20 protein-coding genes are annotated in these 21,916 nt (G+C 72.6%); 9 read left to right on the forward strand and 11 right to left on the reverse strand.

The features are described from left to right. Positions 1-31 precede the first annotated feature (31 nt). Together OIE75_RS36465 and OIE75_RS36470 are read left to right on the forward strand one after the other, a co-directional pair. Positions 32-1,318 (forward strand): glycoside hydrolase 5 family protein, encoded by a 1,287-nt coding sequence (locus OIE75_RS36465; protein ID WP_329473486.1) that lies wholly within the window; start codon positions 32-34, stop codon positions 1,316-1,318. Positions 1,319-1,444: 126 nt separating this feature from the next. Beyond that, a complete protein-coding gene (locus OIE75_RS36470) occupies positions 1,445-4,468 on the forward strand; it encodes an alpha-mannosidase (protein WP_329473487.1) in 3,024 nt (1,007 codons plus the stop codon). A 48-nt stretch (positions 4,469-4,516) separates the two neighbouring features. On the opposite strand, the gene OIE75_RS36475 is transcribed toward OIE75_RS36470, so the two are convergent. Next, the gene (locus OIE75_RS36475) at positions 4,517-5,938 is read right to left on the reverse strand and encodes a lipase maturation factor family protein (protein ID WP_329473488.1); all 1,422 of its coding nucleotides are present in this window, start codon (positions 5,936-5,938) and stop codon (positions 4,517-4,519) included. A 115-nt stretch (positions 5,939-6,053) separates the two neighbouring features. Between OIE75_RS36475 and OIE75_RS36480 the strand changes: the two genes are divergently transcribed. Beyond that, positions 6,054-8,156 carry a SpoIIE family protein phosphatase gene (locus tag OIE75_RS36480; protein ID WP_329473489.1) on the forward strand — a complete coding sequence of 701 codons (2,103 nt, stop codon included), beginning with the start codon at positions 6,054-6,056 and terminating at the stop codon, positions 8,154-8,156. 40 nt (positions 8,157-8,196) lie between these two features. Continuing rightward, positions 8,197-9,060, forward strand: coding sequence for an Fpg/Nei family DNA glycosylase (locus tag OIE75_RS36485; RefSeq protein ID WP_307016569.1), 864 nt, complete (start codon positions 8,197-8,199; stop codon positions 9,058-9,060). 3 nt (positions 9,061-9,063) lie between these two features. Here the strand turns inward: OIE75_RS36485 and OIE75_RS36490 are convergent, their stop codons facing one another. The 3 genes from OIE75_RS36490 to OIE75_RS36500 all read right to left on the reverse strand — a co-directional run bounded on the left by OIE75_RS36490 (position 9,064) and on the right by OIE75_RS36500 (position 11,096). Further along, entirely contained in the window at positions 9,064-9,714 is a 651-nt protein-coding gene (locus tag OIE75_RS36490) for a zf-HC2 domain-containing protein (protein ID WP_329473490.1), read from the reverse strand. A gap of 170 nt (positions 9,715-9,884) precedes the next feature. Beyond that, positions 9,885-10,400, reverse strand: coding sequence for a hypothetical protein (locus OIE75_RS36495; protein WP_122615367.1), 516 nt, complete (start codon positions 10,398-10,400; stop codon positions 9,885-9,887). Positions 10,401-10,541: 141 nt separating this feature from the next. Next, complete coding sequence (locus tag OIE75_RS36500; protein ID WP_161331174.1) at positions 10,542-11,096, reverse strand: sigma-70 family RNA polymerase sigma factor; 555 nt, start codon at positions 11,094-11,096, stop codon at positions 10,542-10,544. A 253-nt stretch (positions 11,097-11,349) separates the two neighbouring features. Between OIE75_RS36500 and OIE75_RS36505 the strand changes: the two genes are divergently transcribed. Then, complete coding sequence (locus OIE75_RS36505) at positions 11,350-12,504, forward strand: CapA family protein (RefSeq protein ID WP_329473491.1); 1,155 nt, start codon at positions 11,350-11,352, stop codon at positions 12,502-12,504. 1 nt (position 12,505) lies between these two features. On the opposite strand, the gene OIE75_RS36510 is transcribed toward OIE75_RS36505, so the two are convergent. Next, on the reverse strand, positions 12,506-12,979 hold the full coding sequence (locus OIE75_RS36510; protein ID WP_125494135.1) for a MarR family winged helix-turn-helix transcriptional regulator: 474 nt from the start codon (positions 12,977-12,979) through the stop codon (positions 12,506-12,508). 57 nt (positions 12,980-13,036) lie between these two features. Here OIE75_RS36510 and OIE75_RS36515 point away from each other — a divergent pair, with 57 nt between their 5' ends. After that, on the forward strand, positions 13,037-13,855 hold the full coding sequence (locus OIE75_RS36515; protein WP_307016573.1) for an alpha/beta fold hydrolase: 819 nt from the start codon (positions 13,037-13,039) through the stop codon (positions 13,853-13,855). Here OIE75_RS36515 and OIE75_RS36520 read toward each other — a convergent pair. Both OIE75_RS36520 and OIE75_RS36525 read right to left on the reverse strand, forming a co-directional pair. Then, positions 13,852-15,258: an amino acid permease gene (locus tag OIE75_RS36520; protein ID WP_307016574.1), complete on the reverse strand. Its 1,407-nt coding sequence runs from the start codon at positions 15,256-15,258 to the stop codon at positions 13,852-13,854. The two genes, OIE75_RS36515 and OIE75_RS36520, sit on opposite strands and share 4 nt — an antisense overlap. Before the next feature lie 101 nt (positions 15,259-15,359). Continuing rightward, on the reverse strand, positions 15,360-15,821 hold the full coding sequence (locus OIE75_RS36525) for a universal stress protein (protein ID WP_307016575.1): 462 nt from the start codon (positions 15,819-15,821) through the stop codon (positions 15,360-15,362). 110 nt (positions 15,822-15,931) lie between these two features. On the opposite strand from OIE75_RS36525, the gene OIE75_RS36530 reads away from it, so the two are divergent. Further along, positions 15,932-16,765, forward strand: a complete 834-nt coding sequence (locus OIE75_RS36530; RefSeq protein WP_307016576.1) for a polysaccharide deacetylase family protein — start codon at positions 15,932-15,934, stop codon at positions 16,763-16,765. A gap of 29 nt (positions 16,766-16,794) precedes the next feature. Here the strand turns inward: OIE75_RS36530 and OIE75_RS36535 are convergent, their stop codons facing one another. Further along, complete coding sequence (locus OIE75_RS36535; RefSeq protein ID WP_307016578.1) at positions 16,795-17,460, reverse strand: class F sortase; 666 nt, start codon at positions 17,458-17,460, stop codon at positions 16,795-16,797. 330 nt (positions 17,461-17,790) lie between these two features. Between OIE75_RS36535 and OIE75_RS36540 the strand changes: the two genes are divergently transcribed. Further along, entirely contained in the window at positions 17,791-18,285 is a 495-nt protein-coding gene (locus OIE75_RS36540) for a hypothetical protein (protein WP_163015695.1), read from the forward strand. Between the two features lie 119 nt (positions 18,286-18,404). On the opposite strand, the gene OIE75_RS36545 is transcribed toward OIE75_RS36540, so the two are convergent. From OIE75_RS36545 to OIE75_RS36555, 3 genes are all read right to left on the reverse strand, one after another. Then, a complete protein-coding gene (locus tag OIE75_RS36545; RefSeq protein ID WP_307016579.1) occupies positions 18,405-18,929 on the reverse strand; it encodes a hypothetical protein in 525 nt (174 codons plus the stop codon). A 191-nt stretch (positions 18,930-19,120) separates the two neighbouring features. Next, positions 19,121-19,885 (reverse strand): bestrophin-like domain, encoded by a 765-nt coding sequence (locus OIE75_RS36550; protein ID WP_329473492.1) that lies wholly within the window; start codon positions 19,883-19,885, stop codon positions 19,121-19,123. A 16-nt stretch (positions 19,886-19,901) separates the two neighbouring features. Beyond that, positions 19,902-20,033, reverse strand: a complete 132-nt coding sequence (locus OIE75_RS36555; RefSeq protein ID WP_307016582.1) for a hypothetical protein — start codon at positions 20,031-20,033, stop codon at positions 19,902-19,904. 752 nt (positions 20,034-20,785) lie between these two features. On the opposite strand from OIE75_RS36555, the gene OIE75_RS36560 reads away from it, so the two are divergent. Next, a complete protein-coding gene (locus OIE75_RS36560; RefSeq protein WP_329474139.1) occupies positions 20,786-21,733 on the forward strand; it encodes an SCO0930 family lipoprotein in 948 nt (315 codons plus the stop codon). Positions 21,734-21,916 lie beyond the last annotated feature (183 nt).

Below are 21,916 nucleotides of genomic sequence, written 5' to 3' on the forward strand. Positions count from 1 at the left end.
TCCACGTATTTCCTCTCCACAAGGACACCGCATGCCCCCTGCCGTGCGCTTCGGCGTCAACTACACCCCGAGTGAAGGGTGGTTCCACCACTGGCTCGACTTCGACCTCGACTCCGTCCGTGCCGACCTGGACTCGGTCGCCGCGCTCGGCGTGGACCACGTCCGCGTCTTCCCGCTGTGGCCGTACTTCCAGCCCAACCGCTCCCTGATCCGCGAGCGTGCCGTAGGCCACCTGGTCGAGCTGGTCGACGCGGCCGGCGAACGCGGCCTCGACGTCAACGTGGACGGCCTCCAGGGCCATCTGAGCAGCTTCGACTACGTACCGGCCTGGACCCGCACCTGGCACCGCCGCAACCTCTTCACCGACCCCGAGGTCATCGACGGACAGGCCACCTACCTGCGCACCCTCGCCGCCGCGCTGGCCGGCAGGCCCAACTTCCTCGGCATGACCCTCGGCAACGAGGTCAACCAGTTCTCCGCCGCACCCCACCCCGACCCGGACCGCGCCACCAGCGACCAGATCGACGCCTGGCTGGAGCGGATGCTCGCCGCCTGCGAGGAGGGCGCCCCCGGCGGGATGCACCTGCACGCCGAGTACGACGCCACCTGGTACCAGGACGACCAGCCCTTCACGCCGGCTCAGGCCGCCCGGCGGGGCGCGGCGACCGCCGTGCACTCGTGGGTCTTCAACGGCACCGCCCAGCGCCACGGCCGCACCTCCGTGCCCAGCGAGCACCACGCCGCCTACCTGATCGAGCTGAGCAAGGCGTGGGCCGACGACCCCCGCCGCCCGGTCTGGCTCCAGGAGGTCGGCGCCCCCGCGCCCCTCGTCCCCGCCGAGCACGCCGCCGCCTTCACCGAGGCGACCGTCGCGAACGCCCTGGACTGCCCCGACCTGTGGGGCGTCACCTGGTGGTGTTCGCACGACGTGTCCCGGGAGCTGGCCGACTTCCCCGAGCTGGAGTACGGCCTCGGACTGCTCACCAACGACCGCCGCCCCAAGGACACGGCCCGGGTCCTGGCCCGCGCGGCCCTCGCGGCCCGCGAGGGGACCCACCCCGCCCCCGCCCCGCGCACCACCGCCCTCGTCGTCCCCGCCGAGCCGGCGGCACGCTCCGCCTGCGCCCCCGGCGGCCCGGTCTTCGACGCCTTCTTCCACCTGGTCGCCGACGGCGCCCGCCCCACCACCGTCCTGGACACCCGCGCCGCCGACACCGGACACCTCGCGGCCCGCGGCATCACCGAGGTCGTCACGCCCGACCAGGTGTCGCCCACCCCGCACGGACTCCGCGTCCGCCAGGAAGGCGCGCGCCCGTGACCTCCGCACGGTTCGAACCACGCGCGGTGGGGGAGCTGTACACCACATCCCGGCCCGCCACCGCGACCCACACCTGGTAACCCCCCACACCGCCCGCACCCGCCCCGTCAACCAGGAGCACCCCGCATGCATGACGACCGCAACCTGGTCGAAGCCCGCCTCAAGCGCGTCCTCGACGAGCGCGTCCGCCCCGCCCTCTACCCCGAGTCCGTGCCACTGGACGTGGCGGTGTGGCACGCGCCCGGCGAGCCCGTCCCGGTCGAGGAGGGACTCGCCGCCGAACCCGAGCCCATCCAGGTCGGCGCCCGCTGGGGCGCGCCCTGGGGGACCAGCTGGTTCCGTGTCACCGGCACCGTCCCGAAGGAATGGGCCGGGAAGACCGTCGAGGCGATCCTCGACCTCGGCTTCGACGAGAACATGCCCGGCTTCCAGTGCGAGGGCCTGGTCTACCGGCCCGACGGCACCCCCGTGAAGGGCCTCAACCCGCGCAACCAGTGGGTGCGGATCGGCGCCCCCGTCGAGGGCGGCGAGGAGGTGCGCCTGCACGTCGAGGCCGCCTCCAACCCCGTCATCCTCGACTACCACCCCTTCGTGCCCACCCAACTCGGCGACAAGGACACGGCGGGCAGCGAGCCGCAGTACCGGCTCGCCCGCATGGACCTCGCCGTCCTCGACGAGACGGTGTGGAACCTGGTGCTCGACCTGGAGGTCGCCGGTGAGCTGATGGCCGAGCTGCCGGTCGACTCGCCGCGCCGCTGGGAGATCCTGCGCGCGATCGACAAGGCGCTGGACGCCATCGACCTCCAGGACGTGAACGGCACCGCCGGGCAGGCCCGTTCCCGCCTCACCGAGGTCCTGTCGGCCCCCGCCGTCCCGTCCGCCCACCGGATCAGCGCCGTCGGCCACGCGCACATCGACTCGGCGTGGCTGTGGCCGCTGCGCGAGACCGTGCGCAAGGTCGCCCGCACCACCTCCAACATGACCGCTCTCCTGGAGGACGAGCCGGACTTCGTCTTCGCCATGTCCCAGGCGCAGCAGTGGGCGTGGGTGCGCGACCACCGGCCCGAGGTGTGGGCCCGGGTGAAGAAGGCCGTCGCCGACGGGCGGTTCGTACCGGCCGGCGGCATGTGGGTGGAGTCGGACACCAACATGCCTGGCTCCGAGGCGATGGCCCGGCAGTTCGTGCACGGCAAGCGGTTCTTCCTCGACGAGTTCGGCGTCGAGAACGACGAGGCGTGGCTGCCGGACACCTTCGGCTTCGCGGCCGGGCTGCCGCAGATCATCAAGGCGGCCGGCGCCAAGTACCTGCTGACGCAGAAGATCTCCTGGTCGCAGACGAACAAGTTCCCGCACCACACCTTCCGCTGGGAGGGCATCGACGGCACCCGGATCTTCACGCACTTCCCGCCCGTCGACACGTACAACTGCTCCATGAAGGGCAGCGAGATCGCGCACGCGGCCCGCAACTTCAAGGACAAGGGCGTCGCCCGGCACTCCCTCGCCCCGACCGGCTGGGGCGACGGGGGAGGCGGCACCACCCGCGAGATGGTCGCCAAGGCGGTCCGCCTGCGCGACCTAGAAGGCTCGGCGACGGTCATCTGGGAGACCCCGCACGCCTTCTTCGAGAAGGCCGAGGCGGAGAACCCGCAGCCGCCCGTCTGGGTCGGCGAGCTGTACCTCGAACTGCACCGCGCGACCCTCACCAGCCAGGCCAAGACCAAGCAGGGCAACCGGCGCAGCGAACACCTGCTCCGGGAGGCCGAACTGTGGGCGGCCACCGCGGCCGTGCGCGCCGGGTTCCCCTACCCGTACGACGACCTGGACCGCATCTGGAAGACGGTCCTGCTGCACCAGTTCCACGACATCCTGCCCGGCTCCTCCATCGCCTGGGTGCACCGCGAGGCCCGCGCGACCTACGACCGCGTCGCCGAAGAGCTGAACGCCGTCATCGACGCCGCCCAGCGGGCCCTGGCCGGGCAGGGCGACACCCCGCTGGTCTTCAACTCCGCCCCGCACACCCGGTCCGGCGTCCAGGCGGGCGCCGCCGCGGCCCCCGCCGCCGAGGGCCGCACCGAGGTCACCCCCCGCCCCGAAGGCGGCCACGTCCTGGACAACGGGCTGCTCCGGGTCGAGATCGACGGCCGGGGGCTGGTGGTGTCGGCGTACGACATCGCCGCCGACCGCGAGACCATCGCGCCGGGCACCGCGGGCAACCTGCTCCAGCTGCACCCCGACTTCCCGAACATGTGGGACGCCTGGGACGTCGACGAGTTCTACCGCAACACGGTCACCGACCTCACCGACGTCGACGAGACCGCCCCCGGGGACGACGGCGCCTCGGTGCGGATCGTCCGCTCCTTCGGCTCCTCCCGCGTCACCCAGGTGCTGACCCTGGCGCCGGGGGAGCGGCGCCTCGAGGTGGACACCGAGGTCGACTGGCACGAGACGGAGAAGTTCCTCAAGCTGGCCTTCCCGATCGACGTGCATGCCGAACGGTACGCGTCGGAGACCCAGTTCGGGCACTTCCACCGGCCGACCCACACCAACACCAGCTGGGAGGCGGCCAAGTTCGAGGCGTGCAACCACCGCTTCGTCCACCTGGCGGAGCCGGGCTGGGGGGTGGCCGTCGTCAACGACTCGACGTACGGCCACGACGTGACCCGCACCGTCCGCACCGACGGCGACGCCGGTACGACCACCACGGTCCGGGTGTCCCTGCTGCGCGCCCCGCGCTTCCCGGACCCCGAGACCGACCAGGGCGTGCACCGCTTCCGGCACGCGCTGGTGCCCGGCGCGGACATCGGCGACGCGGTGCGCGAGGGCTGGCGGATCAACCTGCCAGAGCGGCGCGTCACCGGCGCCGGGGAGGTCGCGCCGCTGGTGTCGGCCGACCGGGACGCGGTCGTGGTCACCGCCGTCAAGCTCGCCGACGACGGCAGCGGCGACGTCGTGGTCCGCTTCCACGAGGCCCACGGCGGCCGCGTCCGGGCCACCCTGACGGCCGGTTTCCCGGTCGCCGGGGTCGAGGTCACCGACCTCCTGGAGCGCCCGCTCGCCGAGGCGGAGAACGCCGTCGAGACCGACGGCGACCGGATCGCCGTGCGGCTGCGTCCGTTCCAGCTGATGACCCTGCGGCTCAGGCGCCCCTAGCGGACCCCGTGGGCCCGGTCCGCCGGCCGGTGGGCCGGGCCCACGCCGCTACGACCGCTCCGGCACCCGGGCCAGCCGGGTCGGCGGCAGGTACTCGCGCACATAGGTCCGTTCCCAGCACGCGCCCGTCTCCCGCAGCTCGCGCCACGTCGTGTACCGGTAGCGGAAGAGGCGGGCGCGCACGAAGCGGGGTGGTGCGTCCGGCGGGAACGGGGAGTGGCGCAGCAGCTTCAGGGTGGCCCGGTCGTTCTCCAGCAGCCGCTCCACGAACGTGCCGAACCACGCCCCGGCGTAGGAGGGCGACAGCGCGGCGAACCACATCAGCCAGTCGAGGCGCAGGTGGTAGGGCGCGAACTGACGCGGCCAGCGGCGTGGATCACCGGGTTTGCCCTTGAACTCGTACTCCCGCCACTCCGAGTCCTCCCGGGCCACCTCGTCGGCCGTGCCCTCGACCACCACCTCGTAGCGGATCCGGCTGACGGTTCCGAAGGCGCCGTAGGTGTTGACCAGGTGCAGCGAGTCGAAGGAGCGGTTCATCACCTGCCGGCGGGAGATCATGTTGCGCACCGGGCGGTGGCTGAGGAACACCAGCAGCGCCGCCACCGCCAGGACCACGATCTCGTACCAGAGCGGTGCCGCCGCCACGGACGGCGTGTCGCCGGGGTACCGCACCACCGACAGGGCCAGCACGATGGTGATCCAGTTCAGCCAGGAGAAGTTGCCCGACAGCACCAGCCACAGCTGGGTCGCGATCATCAGCGCGGCGGCGGCCGTCGCGACGGGCTGCGGGGTGAACAGCAGGAAGGGCACCAGGAGCTGCGTGACGTGGTTCGCGGCCACCTCGACGCGGTGCAGGGGCCGGGGGAGGTGGTGGAAGAACCAGCTCAGCGGACCCGGCATCGGCTGGGTCTCGTGGTGGTGGTCCAGACAGGTCAGCTTGCGCCAGCACTCGTCGCCGCGCATCTTGATCAGCCCCGCCCCGAACTCGACCCGGAACAGCAGCCAGCGCAGCAGGAACAGCACGACGACCGGCGGCGCCACCTCGTCGTTGCCGAGGAACACGGCGACGAAACCGGTCTCGAGGAGCAGTGACTCCCAGCCGAACGAGTACCAGGTCTGCCCGACGTTGACGATCGACAGGTACAGGACCCACGGCACCAGCCACAGCAGCATCGCGCCCCACAGCGGCAGCAGCGAGTCCAGCCCCGCCACCAGGGCCGCCGACACCGCGCACCCCGCCCACGCGCAGCCCGCGAAGAACCGGTCCGAGCAGCGCAGCTGGAAGAGGCTCGGCGCCCGCCTGAACGGCACCCGTTCGACGAACCGGGACGCCGGCAGCAGCCCGCGCTCGCCGATCAGCGCCCGGAACTGGAGCGCCGCCGTCAGGAACGCGACCAGGTACACCACGGCCAGGGCCCGCTGGAAGACCAGCCGGCTCAGCCAGTAGTCGGGTGCGGTGAACCACTCCACGGGGCGGGCTCCTCTCGTCCACGCACCGTGTACCCCGCTCGGCCGGGGCCTGCCCCGCCCCCGGGCGGTGGACCAGGAGTCGAAGAATCGGGTGAATCCTGGCAAGGTGGGGACCATGGCTGATCGGGGAGCGAGTGCCCTGTCAGTCCCGGACGACTGGCCCGCCCACCCGGACCCGATCCTGGCGCTCAACCGCATGGGCAGCTTCGACTGGGACCTGGACACAGGGCTGTTCCACATGGACGCCCAGGCCCACGAGGTGTTCGATGTGCGCCCGGACGAATTCGACGGGCGCCCCGAAACCCTGGCCGTGCGTGTGCCCGCGGCGGAGGGCAGCCGTCTGGACGCCATCGTCGCCCGGGCGATGAAGGACGGCAGCGAGAACTACGGCACGTACTTCCGGCTGCGCCGCCGCGACGGCACCCTGCGCTGGACCCGCACCCAGGGCTACATCCGCCGCGACGAGACCGGCCGCCCCCGCCGGATCATCGGCATCGTGCGGGACGCCACCCAGGAGATCGGCGACATCGAGGCCCGCCGCGAGCAGGCCGCGGAGGACGAGGCCCGTCGCCGGCTCACCAACGTCGTCCAGCTCGCCACGGCCGCCCTCGCGCACGCCCGCACGGTGGACGAGGTCATCGAGGTCCTGCGGGACACCCACGGCCTCACCCGGCTCGGCGCCACCAGCCTGGTGATGGGCCTGGTCGAGGCGGGCCGCATCCGGCTGGTCGCCGACGGCCCCGACAACAGCTTCGTCCCCGGCACCCGGGTCACCCGGATCGACGAGCCCTACCCGATGAGCGAGGCCGTACGGACCCTCAGCCCCCGCTTCATCGAGTCGCCGGAGGACTTCGCGGAGCGCTACCCCCTGCTGTGGAAGGACATCACCCACCTCGACATCACGGCGGCCGCCTATCTGCCGCTGATCGCCCAGGGCCGGCCGATCGGAGCCATCGGGCTGCTCTACAGCGACCGGCACGGCTTCTCCGCCGAGGACCGCAACGTGCTGGTCGCGCTCGGCAGCGGCATCGCGCAGAGCCTCCAGCGGGCCATGCTCTACGAGCAGGAGATGGACCTCGCCGAGGGCCTCCAGCAGGCCATGCTGCCGCGCACCATCCCCAGCGTCCCCGGCTGCGACGTCGCCGTCCGCTACCGTGCCGCCTCCATCGGGGGCGCCCTCGGACGCGACATCGGCGGCGACTGGTACGACCTGATCCCGCTGCCCGGCGGGCGGGTCGGCGCCGTCATCGGCGACGTCCAGGGGCACGACACGCACGCCGCCGCCGTCATGGGCCAGCTGCGCATCGTGCTGCGCGCCTACGCCGCCGAGGGCCACCCGCCGGCCACGGTGATGGCACGGGCCTCCGTCTTCCTCCACGAACTCGACACCGACCGCTTCGCGACCTGCCTCTACGCCGAGACGGACCTCGGCACCGGCGTGGTCCAGGTGGTCCGCGCCGGGCACCTCGACCCCCTGCTGCGGTACGGCGACGGGACCTGCCGGCACGTCCGCGTCGAGGGTGGGCTGCCGCTCGGCCTGTCCGCCGAGTTCGGGCGCCTGGCCTACCCCGTCGCCACCCTGGAGCTGGACCCGGGCAACACCCTGCTGCTGTGCACCGACGGGCTGGTCGAGCAGCCCGGCGCCGACCTCGACGAGGGGATGGACGTCCTCGCCGCCCTGATCACCGCGGGCCCGCCGGACGTGCGGGACCTGGCCGACCGGCTCATCGACGTGGCCGACGAACGGCGCGGCGACGACGACGTGGCGCTGCTCCTGCTGCGCCGCCACGGGCTGGGCGCGCCCCGGACCTTCGGCCGCGTCCAGCAGCACGTGTCACCGGGCGACCCCGAGGGCCTCACCGAGGCCCGGCACATGGTCCGCGCCGCGGTCCGGTCCTGGGGGGCCAAGGGGCAGAGCGACGAGATCGAACTGGTGGCCGACGAGCTGATGACCAACGCCCTCATGCACACCGAGGGCTCCGCGATCGTCACCCTGCGGCTGCTCACCGGCACCGACCGGCGGCTGCGGGTCGAGGTCGAGGATTCCTCCAGCGCCCTGCCGCGCCGCCGGGACGCCGGGGACGAGGGCGTCTCCGGGCGGGGACTGCTCCTGGTCGACACGCTCGCCGACGCCTGGGGCGTGGAGGCGCGCGGCGGCGGCAAGTGCGTGTGGGCCGAGTTCACGGTGACCCACCGCACGGCGCACGGGGCGGGCTGAATCCGCGGGCGTTGCCGGTCCCCGGTGGCACTCTTGACGTATGCCAGAACTGCCCGAGGTCGAGGCGCTCCGGGACTTCCTCACCGAGCATCTCGCCGGGCGCGAGATCGTCAGGGTCCTGCCCGTGGCGATCAGCGTCCTGAAGACGTACGACCCTCCGCTCACCGCCCTGGAGGGCCACCAGGTGGCCGCGGTGCGCCGCCACGGCAAGTTCCTCGACGTCGCGACCGACGGCGGCCCGCACCTGGTGACCCACCTCGCCCGGGCCGGCTGGCTGCACTGGCGGGACAGCCTCCCCAGCGGCATGCCCCGGCCGGGCAAGGGACCCCTCGCCCTGCGTGTCGCCCTGGAGACCGGCGCCGGCTTCGACCTGACGGAGGCGGGCACGCAGAAACGGCTCGCGGTGTACGTCGTGGCCGACCCGCAGGAGGTGCCGGGCGTGGCCCGTCTCGGCCCCGACCCGCTCGCCGACGACTTCGACGAGGCCCGCCTCGCCGGGCTGCTCCGGGACGAGCGGCGGCAGCTCAAGGGCGCCCTGCGCGACCAGAGCCTGATCGCGGGCGTGGGCAACGCGTACAGCGACGAGATCCTGCACGCGGCGAAGATGTCCCCGTTCAAGCTGGCCGCCTCGCTCACCGACGAGGAGACCGCGCGCCTGTACGCGGCCCTGCGTGCCACGCTCACCGAGGCGGTCGACCGCTCCCGGGGCATCGCGGCGGGACGGCTGAAGGCCGAGAAGAAGAGCGGGCTGCGGGTGCACGGCCGCACCGGCGAGCCCTGCCCGGTGTGCGGCGACACCGTCCGCGAGGTCTCCTTCAGCGACTCCTCGCTCCAGTACTGCCCGACCTGCCAGACCGGCGGCAAGCCGCTCGCGGACCGGCGGATGTCCCGGCTGCTGAAGTGACGGTCACCCGGCGGGCAGCGTCACCAAGTGCTCGCCGTGCGCGGTCCGCACCTCGTAGCGGGCGATCTGGTCGGGGTGCAGGGCGGCTCCGCCGCGCATGGTGTTCGGCCGGTCGTCGTGCCCGGGCACGTTCCAGCTGGTGATCGTCTGCTCCGTGCCGTCGCGGCCCACGGCGACCAGCCGGCAGGGCCGGGGCCCCGCCCCGTCCTTGACCTCCAGCATGACGTCGGTGCCCCAGACCTCTTCCTCGGCGGTGATCCGCGCCCACACGCCGGACCGCTCGTCGGTCGCGCTGAGCGGCACCGCCCGCTCGCCCTGGCTCGCGTAGAGCACGGCGCCGGGCGCGGCCACGGCGCACACGACCGCGGCGGCCAGGGCGTACAGCACCCGCCTGCGGCCGGCCCGGTGACGGGTGGCCACCTCGGACAGCAGGCGGTCCAGGAGCCGCGGCCCGGGCCTGGTCAGAGGGTGGACGAGGCGCGGTGTCGCGCGCCGGTAGAGCATCAACTGGCGGGTGGCAGGGCCGAATTCGGTCACCTGGGCCGCACACCGGGGGCACTCCATGAGGTGGTCCTCGAAGCGGAACGCTTCCGCCTCGTCCAGCACGCCGAGCGCGTAGGCGCCGACGTCACGATGCCTTTCCAGGGACCTCATGCCGAATCCTCGTGCCGTTGGGTGCGGGTGGGGTTACTCCTTGCTCCCACCCGTACGCACCGGACGGCCGAATCACTCAAGCCACGGCAGAATCGCGGCCAAGGTGTTCGGAGCGGCCGGGGGCGCGGATTGGTCCGCCTCCCGAGAAGTTCGCGGGCCGGTCCGGACGGCTAGAACAAATGGATGGCGAGATGGCCGAGCGGCAGCCCCAGCTGCCAGGCCGGCGTCCACACCTTCGGCCCCTCGTCCTCGCCGGTCACCCCCGCGCCGCCGGGCACCGCGTTCAGGTCCGGGGCGAGCAGTTCGGTCTCCTGGAGCCACCGCCAGGCCGCCCGGGCCAGCTCCAGGTCGGGCGAGTGCCGGCGAGCGGCGACCGCGTCGGCCGTGACCTCGGCCAGCCGCACCCGCACCCACTCGTGCCACGGCTGGTCGTAGGCCGTCAGCGACAGCCACGTCTCCAGGTGGGTGACGACCCGGATGCCGCTCAGCTCGTTCTCCGTGTCGGACAGGAAGACCGTCAGCGCCAGCGCGTCACGCCCGGCGCGGAACTCGAAGGACGTGGGCGGCATCAGGTCGCCCGTCCGCAGCAGCTCGTCGGCGATGTACTCGGCGTACAACCACGCCATGGGGACGGTCAGTTCGCCCCCACCGGTGCCGTCCGTGCTCTCTTGACCTCTGTGCAGCATCCCTTCCTGCCTTCCTCCGGTGCGTGCGCGTCGCCCGACCCGGGTCATGGGCCCCCGTCCGGAACACGGATGAGGACAGCCGATTACTCAACCGGGGTCCCAGGCAAGGCGCTTTACGGAGGTTTGACCATTGGGCCGGTTTCACCGCAGGTCGGCGGCGTAACCCGGTAGCACCCTGCGCAGGGCGCGCAACGCGTAGTACGCGCGGGACTTCACGGTACCGGGTGGGATGCCGAGGGCCGCGGCGGCTTCCGCCACACTGGCCCCCTGGAAGTACACCAGCACCAGGACTTCACGGTGCTCCGGAGTGAGTGTCTTCACAGCCTCGCGCACATCGAGGGCCGCGGCGGCCCGTTCGGCGTGATCGGCGCAGACGCGCGCGTTCTCCAGTACGGCGTCGCCGACCTCGGCCGGGCGGGCCTGCCGGGCCCGGCGCGCGTCGATGGCGAGCCGCCGGGCCACGGTGAGCAGCCAGGGCCGTACGGAGTCGAAGTTCTCGGCGCGCAGTGCCTCGGGGTGCTGCCAGGCGCGGACCAGGGTCTCCTGCACCAGGTCCTCGGCGCGTTGCCGGTCGCCGTCGCTGAGCCGCAGCAGCAGCGCGAAGAGCGGCCGGCCGTGCTCGCGCTGCAGTGCGGCGAGCTCGTGCTCGGCGGTCGTCCCGTGCGTCCTGTCCGTCAGGGTGATTCCGGCCGTCATGGCCGTATGCCACCGCAGGGCGCCGCCCGGGGACAGGGCGCGCGCACGGATGTGCGACGGACGGTCGATCGCGTCGATGAACGGTACGACGAACGGTCGGCGCACCCGGCCCGACCGGTCGCGCACCCCGTTCGCGCACGCCGGACGGGCTAATGAGCGTGTCGCAGCCGCCTGTGACGCCATGAACCTCATTACCTGTTTGTAAGTAAATGTGACTATTCCTCGGTGTGTGCGACCTCAGCGGAGTGAACGGATGATCACACGCAGTCGTCAGGTGGCTCTGGCCCTGACCGCCCTCCTCACCGCGGGCGCGGCCTGCCAGGCCCGCGACCACGAACCGCCGAAGCGACCGGCACCGGCCCCGTCCGCCGCGGACACCGGCGTCTTCACGCTGGTCGCCTCCGGCGACGTCCTGCCGCACGACACGATCATCGAGCGGGCCCGCTTCGACGCCGGCGGCACCGGCCACGACTTCGGCCCCATGCTGGCCGGCGCCCGGCCCGTCGTCTCGCGGGCCGGCCTCGCCCTGTGCCACATGGAGACCGTGTACGGCGCCCACGGCGACTACAGCGGCTACCCCCTCTTCAAGTCGCCGCCCGAGGTGGCCAAGGCGCTGGCCGCCACCGGTTACGACGGCTGCTCCACCGCCTCCAACCACAGCGTCGACGACGGCGCCGAAGGCATCCGCCGGACCCTGGACGCCCTCGACCGGGCCGGGGTGCGGCACGCCGGGACGGCGCGCACCGAGGACGAGTCGCGCACCACGACGGTCCTGCGCGTGGGCCGCGCCGAGGTCGCGCACCTCGCCTACACCCTCCACACCAACGGCCACCCCCTGCCCGACGGGCAGCCCTGGGCGGTCGGCATGATCGACGAGGCACGGATCATCGCCGACGCCCGGACCGCCCGGAGGGCCGGCGCGGACGTCGTCGTCGTGTCCATGCACTGGGGCACCGAGTGGCAGGACGAGCCCGACGGCGACCAGTTGGCCCTGGCCGAGGGCCTCACCGCGGCACGCACCGGCGACCGCCCCGACATCGACCTGATCCTCGGCACCCACGCCCACGTCCCGCAGGCGTACGAGAAGGTCAACGGCACCTGGGTCATCTACGGCATGGGCGACCAGATCGCCGGCGAGATGATCAACGACTCGGGCGGCCACGATCCGCGCGGCAACCAGTCGACCATCGGCCGCTTCACCTTCGCCCCGCCCGCCCGGTCCGGCGAACGCTGGCGGGTGACGAAGGCGGAGTTCGTCCCGCAACTGTTCGACGTCGACGCCGGCCGGGTGGTGAACCTCAACCGGGCGCTGGAGAAGGGTGCCGAGGTACGCGGGGTGCGCGACCGGATCCGCGACGTCGTCCTCGGCCGGGGCGCGGCCGAGGACGGGCTGGTGATGGGGGAGTAGCTCAGGAGTCGTCGACGTCGTCGAGGGCCGTCAGCATCGCCCCGAGCACCCGCAGGCAGGTGGTGACGTCGGCGTCCGTGAGGCCGCCGCCGACCTCGCGCAGCAGCAGGTGTTCCCGGTCGAGGACACCGGTGATCGTGTCCCCGCCCCGGGCGGTCAGCCGGATCAGCGACGACCGGCGGTGCGCCGGGTTCGGGATGCTCTCCACCAGGCCGGCGGCCGCCGCGTCGTTGACCATCCGCTGGACGAACTGACGGCTGATCGACTGGGCCCGGCCCATCTGCGGCACGGTCATCGGCCCGCCCCGGTGCAGCAGGGTCAGCACGGCGCGGACGCCGACGGAGAGGCCGTCCGCGGCCAGGCCCTGCTCGACGCCGCGCTGCGCCCGCCGGTAGAGGGGCCCGACCAGGTCGTACACCTCGGTGAGCCGCCGGGCGAGCGCGTCCGGGGGGAGTGGTGCGTCCATGTCGTTCACCCCGCCATCATGACACCTCGGTTGCCAAAGCGCGGGTATCATGACACCTTGGTTGTCATGAATGCCGCTGCAGACCCGCTCTTCTTCGCCTCCGCCGACGGCGACCTCGCCTACCTCGACACCGGTACCGGGGACCCGGTCGTCCTGCTGCACTCCGGGTTCGCCGACCACCGGATCTTCGACGCCCAGATTCCGGCCCTGGCGGCGGCGGGACACCGGGTGATCGCACCCGACGTCCGCGGCCACGGCGCCTCCGCCAACGCCACCCGGCCCTTCCGCTGGGCCGACGACCTCGCCGCCCTGCTGCGCCACCTCGATGCCGGGCCCGCGGTGCTCGTCGGTGTGTCGATGGGCGGAGCCATCGCCACCGACACCGTGCTGGAGTACCCGGAGCTGGTCCGCGCGGTGGTCGCCTGCGGGGCCGCCACCAGCGAGTTCGAGTACACCGACCCGTGGGTGCGGGAGGTCCGGGCCGAGCAGGCGCGCGCCCTGGGCGCCGGCGACGTCGAGGGCTGGCTCGCCGCGTTCCTGCGCTTCGTGCCCGGAGAGCACCGCGGTCCCGGCGACGTCGACCCGGACGTGCTGCGCCGGCTGCGCGAGATGGCCCTCGGCACCCTCGCCAAGCACACCCCGGACGAGGAGAACCACCACGTGCCCCTCACCGGTACCTGGGCCCGCGTCCCGAAGATCGACGTCCCGGTGCTCGCCGTCAACGGCGCCCTGGACGCGCCCGACCTGATCGCCGAGGCGGAACGGCTCGCCCGCACGGTCCCGGACGGCCGCTCCGCCCTCGTCGAAGGCGCCGCGCACTACCCGAACATGGAGCGGCCCGAGGTCTTCGAGGAGATCGTCACGGGCTTCCTGCGCACCCTCTAACGGCGCGCCAGTTCCGACTTCCGGTACGAGTAGGCGAAGTAGATCACCAGACCCACCAGGAACCACACGGCGAACCGCGCCCAGGTCTGCCACTGCAGGAACGTGATCAGCCAGATCGAGAAGACGATGCCGACCGCCGGCACGAACGGCATCCACGGGGTGCGGAAGGTGCGCGGCAGGTCCGGCTGGCGGTAGCGCAGCACGATCACCGCCGCGCACACCACCACGAACGCCAGCAGGATGCCGATGTTGGTCAGCTCGGCCGCCTCGCCGATCGGCAGGAACCCGGCGATCGCGGCCGAGGCGACACCGACGATCCAGGTGACCCGGGTCGGCACGTGCCGCGTCGGGTGCGTCTTGGCGAACCACTTGGGCAGCAGACCGTCCCGCGACATGGAGAACCACACGCGGGTGACGCCCAGCATGAACGTGAACATCACGGTCAGGATGCCGATGATCGCGCCCACCGCGATGACGTCCGCGAGCCCGCCCAGGCCCACCGACTTGAACGCCGTGGAGAAGCCGCTCTCCGGGTCGATGTCCTTGTAGTTCTGCATACCGGTGAGGACCAGGCAGGCCGCCACGTACAGCACCATCGAGATGACCAGGGAGTAGATGATCGCCTTCGGCATGTGCCGCTGGGCGTCCTTGGACTCCTCGGCCGCCGTCGACATGGCGTCGTAGCCGAAGACCGCGAAGAACACCGTCGCGGCACCCGTGAACGCCCCGCCGACCCCGTACGGGAAGAACGGGTTGTAGTTCGAGGTGTTGATGTGGAAGACACCGACCGCGATCACCAGCAGCACCACCAGTACCTTCAGTACCACCACGACCATCTCGAACCGGGCCGCGTTCTTGATGCCCAGAGTCAGCAGATAGGCGATCAGCAGGCAGAGCACGGCCGCGAACAGGTCGATCCGGTGGCCGTCCCCGGTGCCGGGCGCACCCAGCATCCAGTTCGGCAGGTCGGCGCCCATCTCGCCCACCAGGAAGCTGAAGTAGCCGGAGATGCCGATGGCGACCACCGCCACGATCGCCGTGTACTCCAGCAGCAGGTCCCAGCCGATGAACCAGCCCACCAGCTCCCCGAGGACGGCGTAGCCGTAGGTGTAGGCGGAGCCGGCCTTCGGGATCAGCCCGGCGAACTCGGCGTACGACAGCGCGGCCGCCGCGCTCGCGACGCCCGCGATGAGGAAGGACACGAGGACCGCGGGACCCGCGGTGCCGTTGGCGACCGTGCCGGCCAGCGTGAAGATGCCGGCCCCGATGATGCCGCCCACGCCGATCGCCGTCAGCTGCCACAAGCCCAGCGAGCGCACCAGGCCCCCGCCGCTCTCCGTCTCCTCGATGTACTCGATGGGTTTGCGGCGGAGAACTCCCTCACCCATGCGGAACCGGGCCATGCGCCTCACCTCTTCGTGAACGGCAAACGGCTGACGGTGGATCATGATGACTCACCCAAGTCCGCTACGGAAGCCGCGAGGCACACCGTGTCCGGGAGCCGTTACGGCACCACGGTCACCGGCCAGCGCCCCGCCTTCACCAGCCGTACCGCGACGGAGCCGACGAAGCGGTGGCCCGCCTGCTCGGAGGCGCCCACCACCACGGCGTCCGCCTTCAGCTGGTCGGCGGTCGCCACCAGACCGTTGTAGGGGTCGCCGCGGAACGTGTGGAACTCCCAGCGGACGTCGAATATCCCCTTCACCCGCTCGGTCGCCTCCCGGATCTGGGCCACCAGGTCCTCGGCGATCTCGTCCGTCGTCTCCGCCACCGGCGCCCCGAGCGCCGCGCCCCCGGCCAGCATCGGCTGCACGTACACCACCGCGAGCAGCGCACCCTGGCGCCGGGCCAGGCCACCGGCGTAGGCGGCCGCCCTCAGCGAGGAGTCGGAGCCGTCGACACCGGCGACGATGACCTTCGGCCCGTCCGTGCCCCGTTCGAACTGATGGGAGTGCTGTTCCGTCACGCGGTGAGGTTATCGGAGTCGTCGATGACCTTGGGCCGGGCGGGTGGTTCTATGCCGCCGCACCGGTGTCGCACAGGTGCGCCGGTCCGTGACCGGGCGAGTGATGAGTCATGCAGAAGGATCAGTTGCTCTCGCGCCGGAGGCTGCTCGCCGGCGCCGCGGCAGCCGCGGCTGCCGGTACCGCCGGCGCACTCGCCGCGGGCCTCGGAAACGGCCCTGCCCCGCCGGCCGCGCCCGCTCCCGGCCCCCCGCGGCGCGGCCCCCTCAAACCCTCCGCCTACCGCCTCCAGCCCCTGACGGGATACGGCGCGCCCGGCGCCGCACCCGGGCGGCCACCGGTCCGCAGCGAGCCGATCCTGCGCATGACGGGCCGGGGCCGCACCATGCTGCTCACCTTCGACGACGGACCCCACCCCGAGTACACGCCGGACATCCTGGACACCCTGGCCAAGTACGACGTGCGCGCGACGTTCTTCGTGTGCGGGGAGATGGCCGACTTCAACCGGGGCCTGCTCTCCCGCATGGCCGACGAGGGACACGTGGTCGGGAACCACACCTGGTCCCACCCGCTGCTGACCACCCTCTCCCGGCGCCGTATCCGCTCCGAGATGGAGCGCACCAGCGAGGTGATCGACAAGGCCTACGGCGAGCCTCCCCGCTGGTTCCGGGCGCCGTACGGGGCGTGGAACCGCAAGGCCTTCCGGCTCGGCGCCGAGCTGGGCATGGAGCCGCTGGCCTGGACCGTGGACACCCTCGACTGGACCACCCCCGGCACCCGCACCATCGTCGAACGGGTCGAGGACGGCGCCGCCCCCGGCGTCGTGGTGCTCTCCCACGACGCCGGGGGCAACCGCTCACAGAGCGTCCGCGCCCTGCGGCGCTACCTGCCCGAGCTGCTGGACTCCGGCTACCACCTCACCGTCCCCCGGCGGAGCCACGTCTGACCTCGCCGGGCCCGCCGGGCCGGGGCCGCTCAGCGGGCCTCGACCAGGCGGGCGAAGGCGACGACGTTCCCGTCGTAGCCGTTCTGCTTGGAGAAACCGCCGCCACAGGTGATGACCCGCAGCTCGGGGCTGCCCTTCGAGGCGTAGACCCGGTCGCCGGGGAAGTTGTTCTTCTCGAACACCTCGATGCCGTAGATCTCGAACACCGCCGTCTTTCCGTCCTGGCGGTGCACCTCGACCCTGTTGCCCTTCTTCAGCGCCCCGAGCCCGTAGAAGACGGCCGGGCCCTGCTGGTTGTCGACGTGACCGACGACGACCGCGGTGCCCTTCTCCCCGGGAGCGACGGCGCCGGTGAACCAGCCGGCCAGGTTCGGGTCCTCGGGCGGCGGCGCGTCCACCCAGCCGTCCGCGTCCAGACCGACCGGCATGATCGGCGCGTCGACCTGGATGCCGGGGATCGCGACCCGGTCGGGCACCGCGTACGCCAGCGGCGCCACTCCCTTGGCCGCGCCGTCACCGGCCGCCACGCGGGTGTCCGAGGCGGCGGCGGACGCCGGCTGCGGCGGGCCCACGTCGAATTCCCCCGAGCCGTTCCGGATGAGCGCGAGGCCGGTCAGCAGAACAAGCGCTATGACGCCCCAGGGAGCGCGCCTCCTCCGCCGCTCCTCCTCTTCGGCCAACTCGGAGTCGTACATTCTCCATCCCCTCTCGACCCGGCCGTCGCCGGATCATCCGCGCATGGCAGCACGCTAAGCGCCGCGCGGGGGACCGGCGACGGGGCGGCGGCGAACGGGTGGCGGGCGCCTCCTCGCGTGCGCCATCCGGGACACGGCGGCAGGAAATTTCTGACGGTGTGTGACCTGCGGCGATATCCAATGGCGCGGTTGTCGCCCGGTACGCCCCTCACCAGTACGGACCATTCCCGAAATGCGGCCCCGCGCAAGGCAACTGAGGGTCTTTCTGGGAGGCGCTTTCTCGCCGATCGACCGGGAACGGGACCCGGGGCGTCTTCCGCGGAGGATCAGATGCGCAACACTCGTGCCCTCGCGGCAGCCGGCGCCGCGGTCGCTGTCCTCGGGCTGGCCGCCCCCACGGCCACCGCCGGCGGCGACCACAACCAGCCCAGGAACATCGTCGCACTGCCCAGCGTCATCGCCCGCGGCGGACAGATGACCGTCACGGTCGACGGCTGCCCGCAGGGCGGCACGATGACCTCGGACGCCTTCCGGACCACCCACCTGACCCCGGTCAGGGGAGCCAACGAGACGTCCCGGGGCACCGCCACCATCAGGCAGGACGCCCGCCCGGGCTCGTACGACATCACCGTCAACTGCTCGGGCAGGCGGCTCACCCGCCCGGCCGCCTTCACGGTCATCGGCGGTGTCCGCGGCGGCATCGGCGGCAGCAGCACCGACGGGGCGACGTCGACGGACATCGCGATCGGCGGCGGGCTCGTCGCGGCGGCCGTCGCCGGCGGTGGCCTGTTCTGGCTGCGCCGCCGCTCGGAGCGGCGCATCTGACGCCTTCCCGTCCGCCCGTCCGCACGCGCACGGTGCTTCGCCCCGGACCCTCGCGGGATCCGGGGCGAAGCACCGTGCGCGCGGTGAGGGTCACGGGCGCAGCACCCTGTGCGCGGAGGTCAGGCTCCGTCCTCGCCGGAGCGGCGGCGCGAGAGGTGGTACGCGACGCCCACCGAGCCGGCCACGAGCGCGGCACCGAGCCCGAGCTTCTTCACGTCGAGCCCGGCGATGCTGCCGCCCTCACCGGCGTGCACGCCCTTGGGGTGGTGGGACTCGGGCGTCCAGTGGTGCGAGCCGCCCGCGATGGTCAGGTCCACGGTGCCGGTCCTGTGCCTGCAGGCGAACGCCACCTGGTAGACCGCCCCGCGCCGGGCGTCGTGGTGCACCCGTGCCGTCGCCGAGTAGTCGTCCCGCGGGATGGTCACCGTGTCGAACACCGGCGACGTGACCGTGACCCGTCCGCGGCACCCGGCGTCGCTGCGGCTCACCCCCAGGGTGACCTCGTCGCCGGGGGCGACGGTCGCGGGGGTGACGGTGAAGCCGAACGTCGAGTCGTGTCCGCCCACGGCGGCCCCGGCCGGTACGCAGGCGGAGAGGGCGGCGACCCCCAGCAGTGCGACCGAGGCGACGGGTATCGCGCGCATGGTGAATCCTCCGGGTCCCCGAGGAGCGGCGGCGGACCTGTTCCGCTCGCGCCAGAAACGCACCTCGATGTCCGAAACGCTAGGAAACGGGACCCGGGGGCGCGATCGCAGTCGCGCGAATGGGGCAACCTTGTGGGCCGCTCAGGGGACGGTGACGGCGTGTCGGACGCCTCGACGTCCCCTGGCCAGGCTCAGCCCCTCACCTCGGGGAAGAGGCTGAGGAACGGATCGGTCGACGCGGCGACCCCTCGGCTGAAGGGGGCGTCGAAGTCCCAGATGAGGAAGAGCAGGAACGCGATCAGCGCCGAGAACAGACCGGCGAGGACCAGCTCGCGCGTGGTGCGCCGGATCTGGAGGGCGAAGACCATCCCGATCGTGATGACGCCCCCGGCGATCAGCCCGAACCACACCACCCCCGGCATCGTCTCGCCCGTCGACTGAGCGCGGGCGCTGCGAGCCTGGTCCACCGCGGCCACCTGGTCCACCAGAGGCTGGTACGCCTGGGCCTCGAAGTCCGACCTCGGCTCGTAGTCGGTGACGTCCGCACGGACCCGGTCGAGCAGCTCGGTGCCGCGCTCGGTCACCTCGCCGCGGTCGGCCATGGCCTTCCACTCGGTGGTGACGACGTGTCCGACATAGGCGTTGACATCCTCCCGGATGCGGTCACGGACGTCGGGCGGATAGGACCGGACGCGTTCCGAGATCTCGTGCAGCGCGACGGCCTCCGTCTGCACGTTGTCCTGGGCGGCGCTGCGCGCCTCCCAGACACCGGCGATGGCCAGGCCCAGGACGATGGCGTACACCACCCCGATCCACATCGTCATGTACTCGATGACGTCCGGGGTCTCGGTGATGTCCTCGTCGTCGGAGGCCGTGCGGTGCCGTAGGAGGGTGATGACGACCACCACGGCGCAGGCGGCAAGCATCGCGAGGGTGAGAACAAGCCATTCCGGCAAGAGAGGCCTCCAGGATTCAGCGCGCACGGAGCGCGGCGACGGCGACCACCGCGGGCACCGTGATGAGCAGGACGAAGACGAGCGGCGACGTGGCACCGCGCGAGGACCGCTGCGCCGGCCGGGCGGCGCGATGGCGCGGGTAGTGCACCGGACTCAGCGACGGGCGGGGTTCGGGCGTGGCGGACGGGGAGGGGGCGGGTGCCGGGGGAGGGGCCGGCCTGGGGGTGGGGCTCGGCGTCGGCGTCGGCGTGGGCCGTGCGGGGGCCGGTCGCGGCTGGGGCGGTGGCGGCGGTTCCGGTCTGGCGGGGGGTGGCGACGGCGGAGGCTTCGGGGCGGGGGGCGGTGGGGGAGTGGGTTTCGGGGGCGGAGGCTCGGGAGTCGGTGTAGGCGTCGGCGTGGGTGTCGGCGTGGGTGTAGGCGTCGGCGTGGGCTTGGGGCACGGCGGGAAGGTGGGCCAGGAGGCGCTGCTCCCGGCCACCGCCACCGCGTGCGCACCGTCCGGTCCGGTCGACGCGTAGGCGCAGGCGTCCGCCTGCGCGGGCCCGACAGGCACGCCGACGAGCGTGAACGTCAGCGTCACCAGGGCCAACACCCGTCCGCCGGCGGCGGATCGGGTCGGTTCGGGTCCATGCACGACGCAGATCATGGAGCCTGGCGCGCCGGTCCACACCCGAGTGCCCGGTGATTGCCCCGAAGGAGGGACACGGACCGACCAGCGGTTTGACCTCCGCCGGCCCGCCCTCGCCGGGCCCCGCACCCGTGTACGACACCGGCGAGCGGTGGCCGCCGGAAAGAATCCCCGCCCTCCGTTGAACACAACCGGCACCCCCGTGCGTACCCAGTGTCGTGCGGCGGCCCGGACGGGAGCCGCAACACCTTCACGATGATCGGGGATTGACGATGAAGACCTCCTGGCGGAGCGCCTCACTCGTGGCGAGCGCTGCGGTGGTGCTGGCGCTGACGACGGCGTGCGGCCAGGACGGCGCCGCCCCCACCGGCAGCCAGAACGTGGGCGCCACGGCCGCGCCCGGCGACGTCGGCGACATCGGGGCGGGGGCCGGCGACGGAATCGGCAACGGCTCGGCCAAGCCCCAGGGTTCGGCGAGCGCGCCGGAGCCCGCGGGCAAGCTGTCCGTGTCCACGAACGCCGAGATCGGCGAGGTGGTGACCGACGGAGCGGGCCACACCCTCTACCGCTTCGACGCCGACACCGCCCAGCCGCCCAAGACGACCTGCGAGAACGACTGCGCCACCACTTGGCCGCCGGTGGCCGCGGACGACGCCCTCGCCGGGGAGGGCATCGACAAGGACCTGCTCGGCGAGGTCACCCGCCCCGACGGCAGCAAGCAGCTGACCATCGGCGGCTGGCCCGCGTACCGCTACGCCAAGGACGCCGCCGCCGGGGACGCCAAGGGCCAGGGGGTCGGCGGCAAGTGGTTCGCGCTCGCCGCCGACGGCAAGAAGGCCAAGGCCGCCGACCTGGCCGGGCTCTCCACCCGCGAGGACCCGAAGCTCGGCGAGATCGTCGTCGACAAGAACGGCATGACCGTCTACCGCTTCATGAAGGACGAGGCCTGGCCGAAGCCCGTCTCGGCGTGCACCGGCGCCTGCCTGGAGAAGTGGCCGGTCGTCGCCCCCGTCGAGGCCAACGACACCAAGGGCGTGGAGAAGAAGGGCCTGATGAGCTTCACCCGGCCCGACGGCGCCGCCCAGCAGACGATCGACTGCTGGCCGATCTACACCTTCGCCGGCGACAAGAAGGCCGGCGACACCAACGGGCAGGGCGTCGGCGGCACCTGGTACGCCGTCAAGCCCGACGGGAAGCCGGTCGGCGCGCCGAAAAAGTAGCGGCCCCCACCCTCGGCGCGCGCAGCGGGCCGTCCCCTCCGTACCCAGACGGAGGGGACGGTCCCGTTCGTGCGCTTTGATGTGCCTTGGAGCCCCGCATGTGCCGCAGGCAGTGACCGGGAACGGACGGTCAATTTCCGTTTGGGCTCGCTCCTTTGGCGGGCGATCAGTAGCCTCAGCTCG

It is taken from the genome of Streptomyces sp. NBC_01723 (genome assembly GCF_036246005.1).
GTDB lineage: Bacteria > Actinomycetota > Actinomycetes > Streptomycetales > Streptomycetaceae > Streptomyces.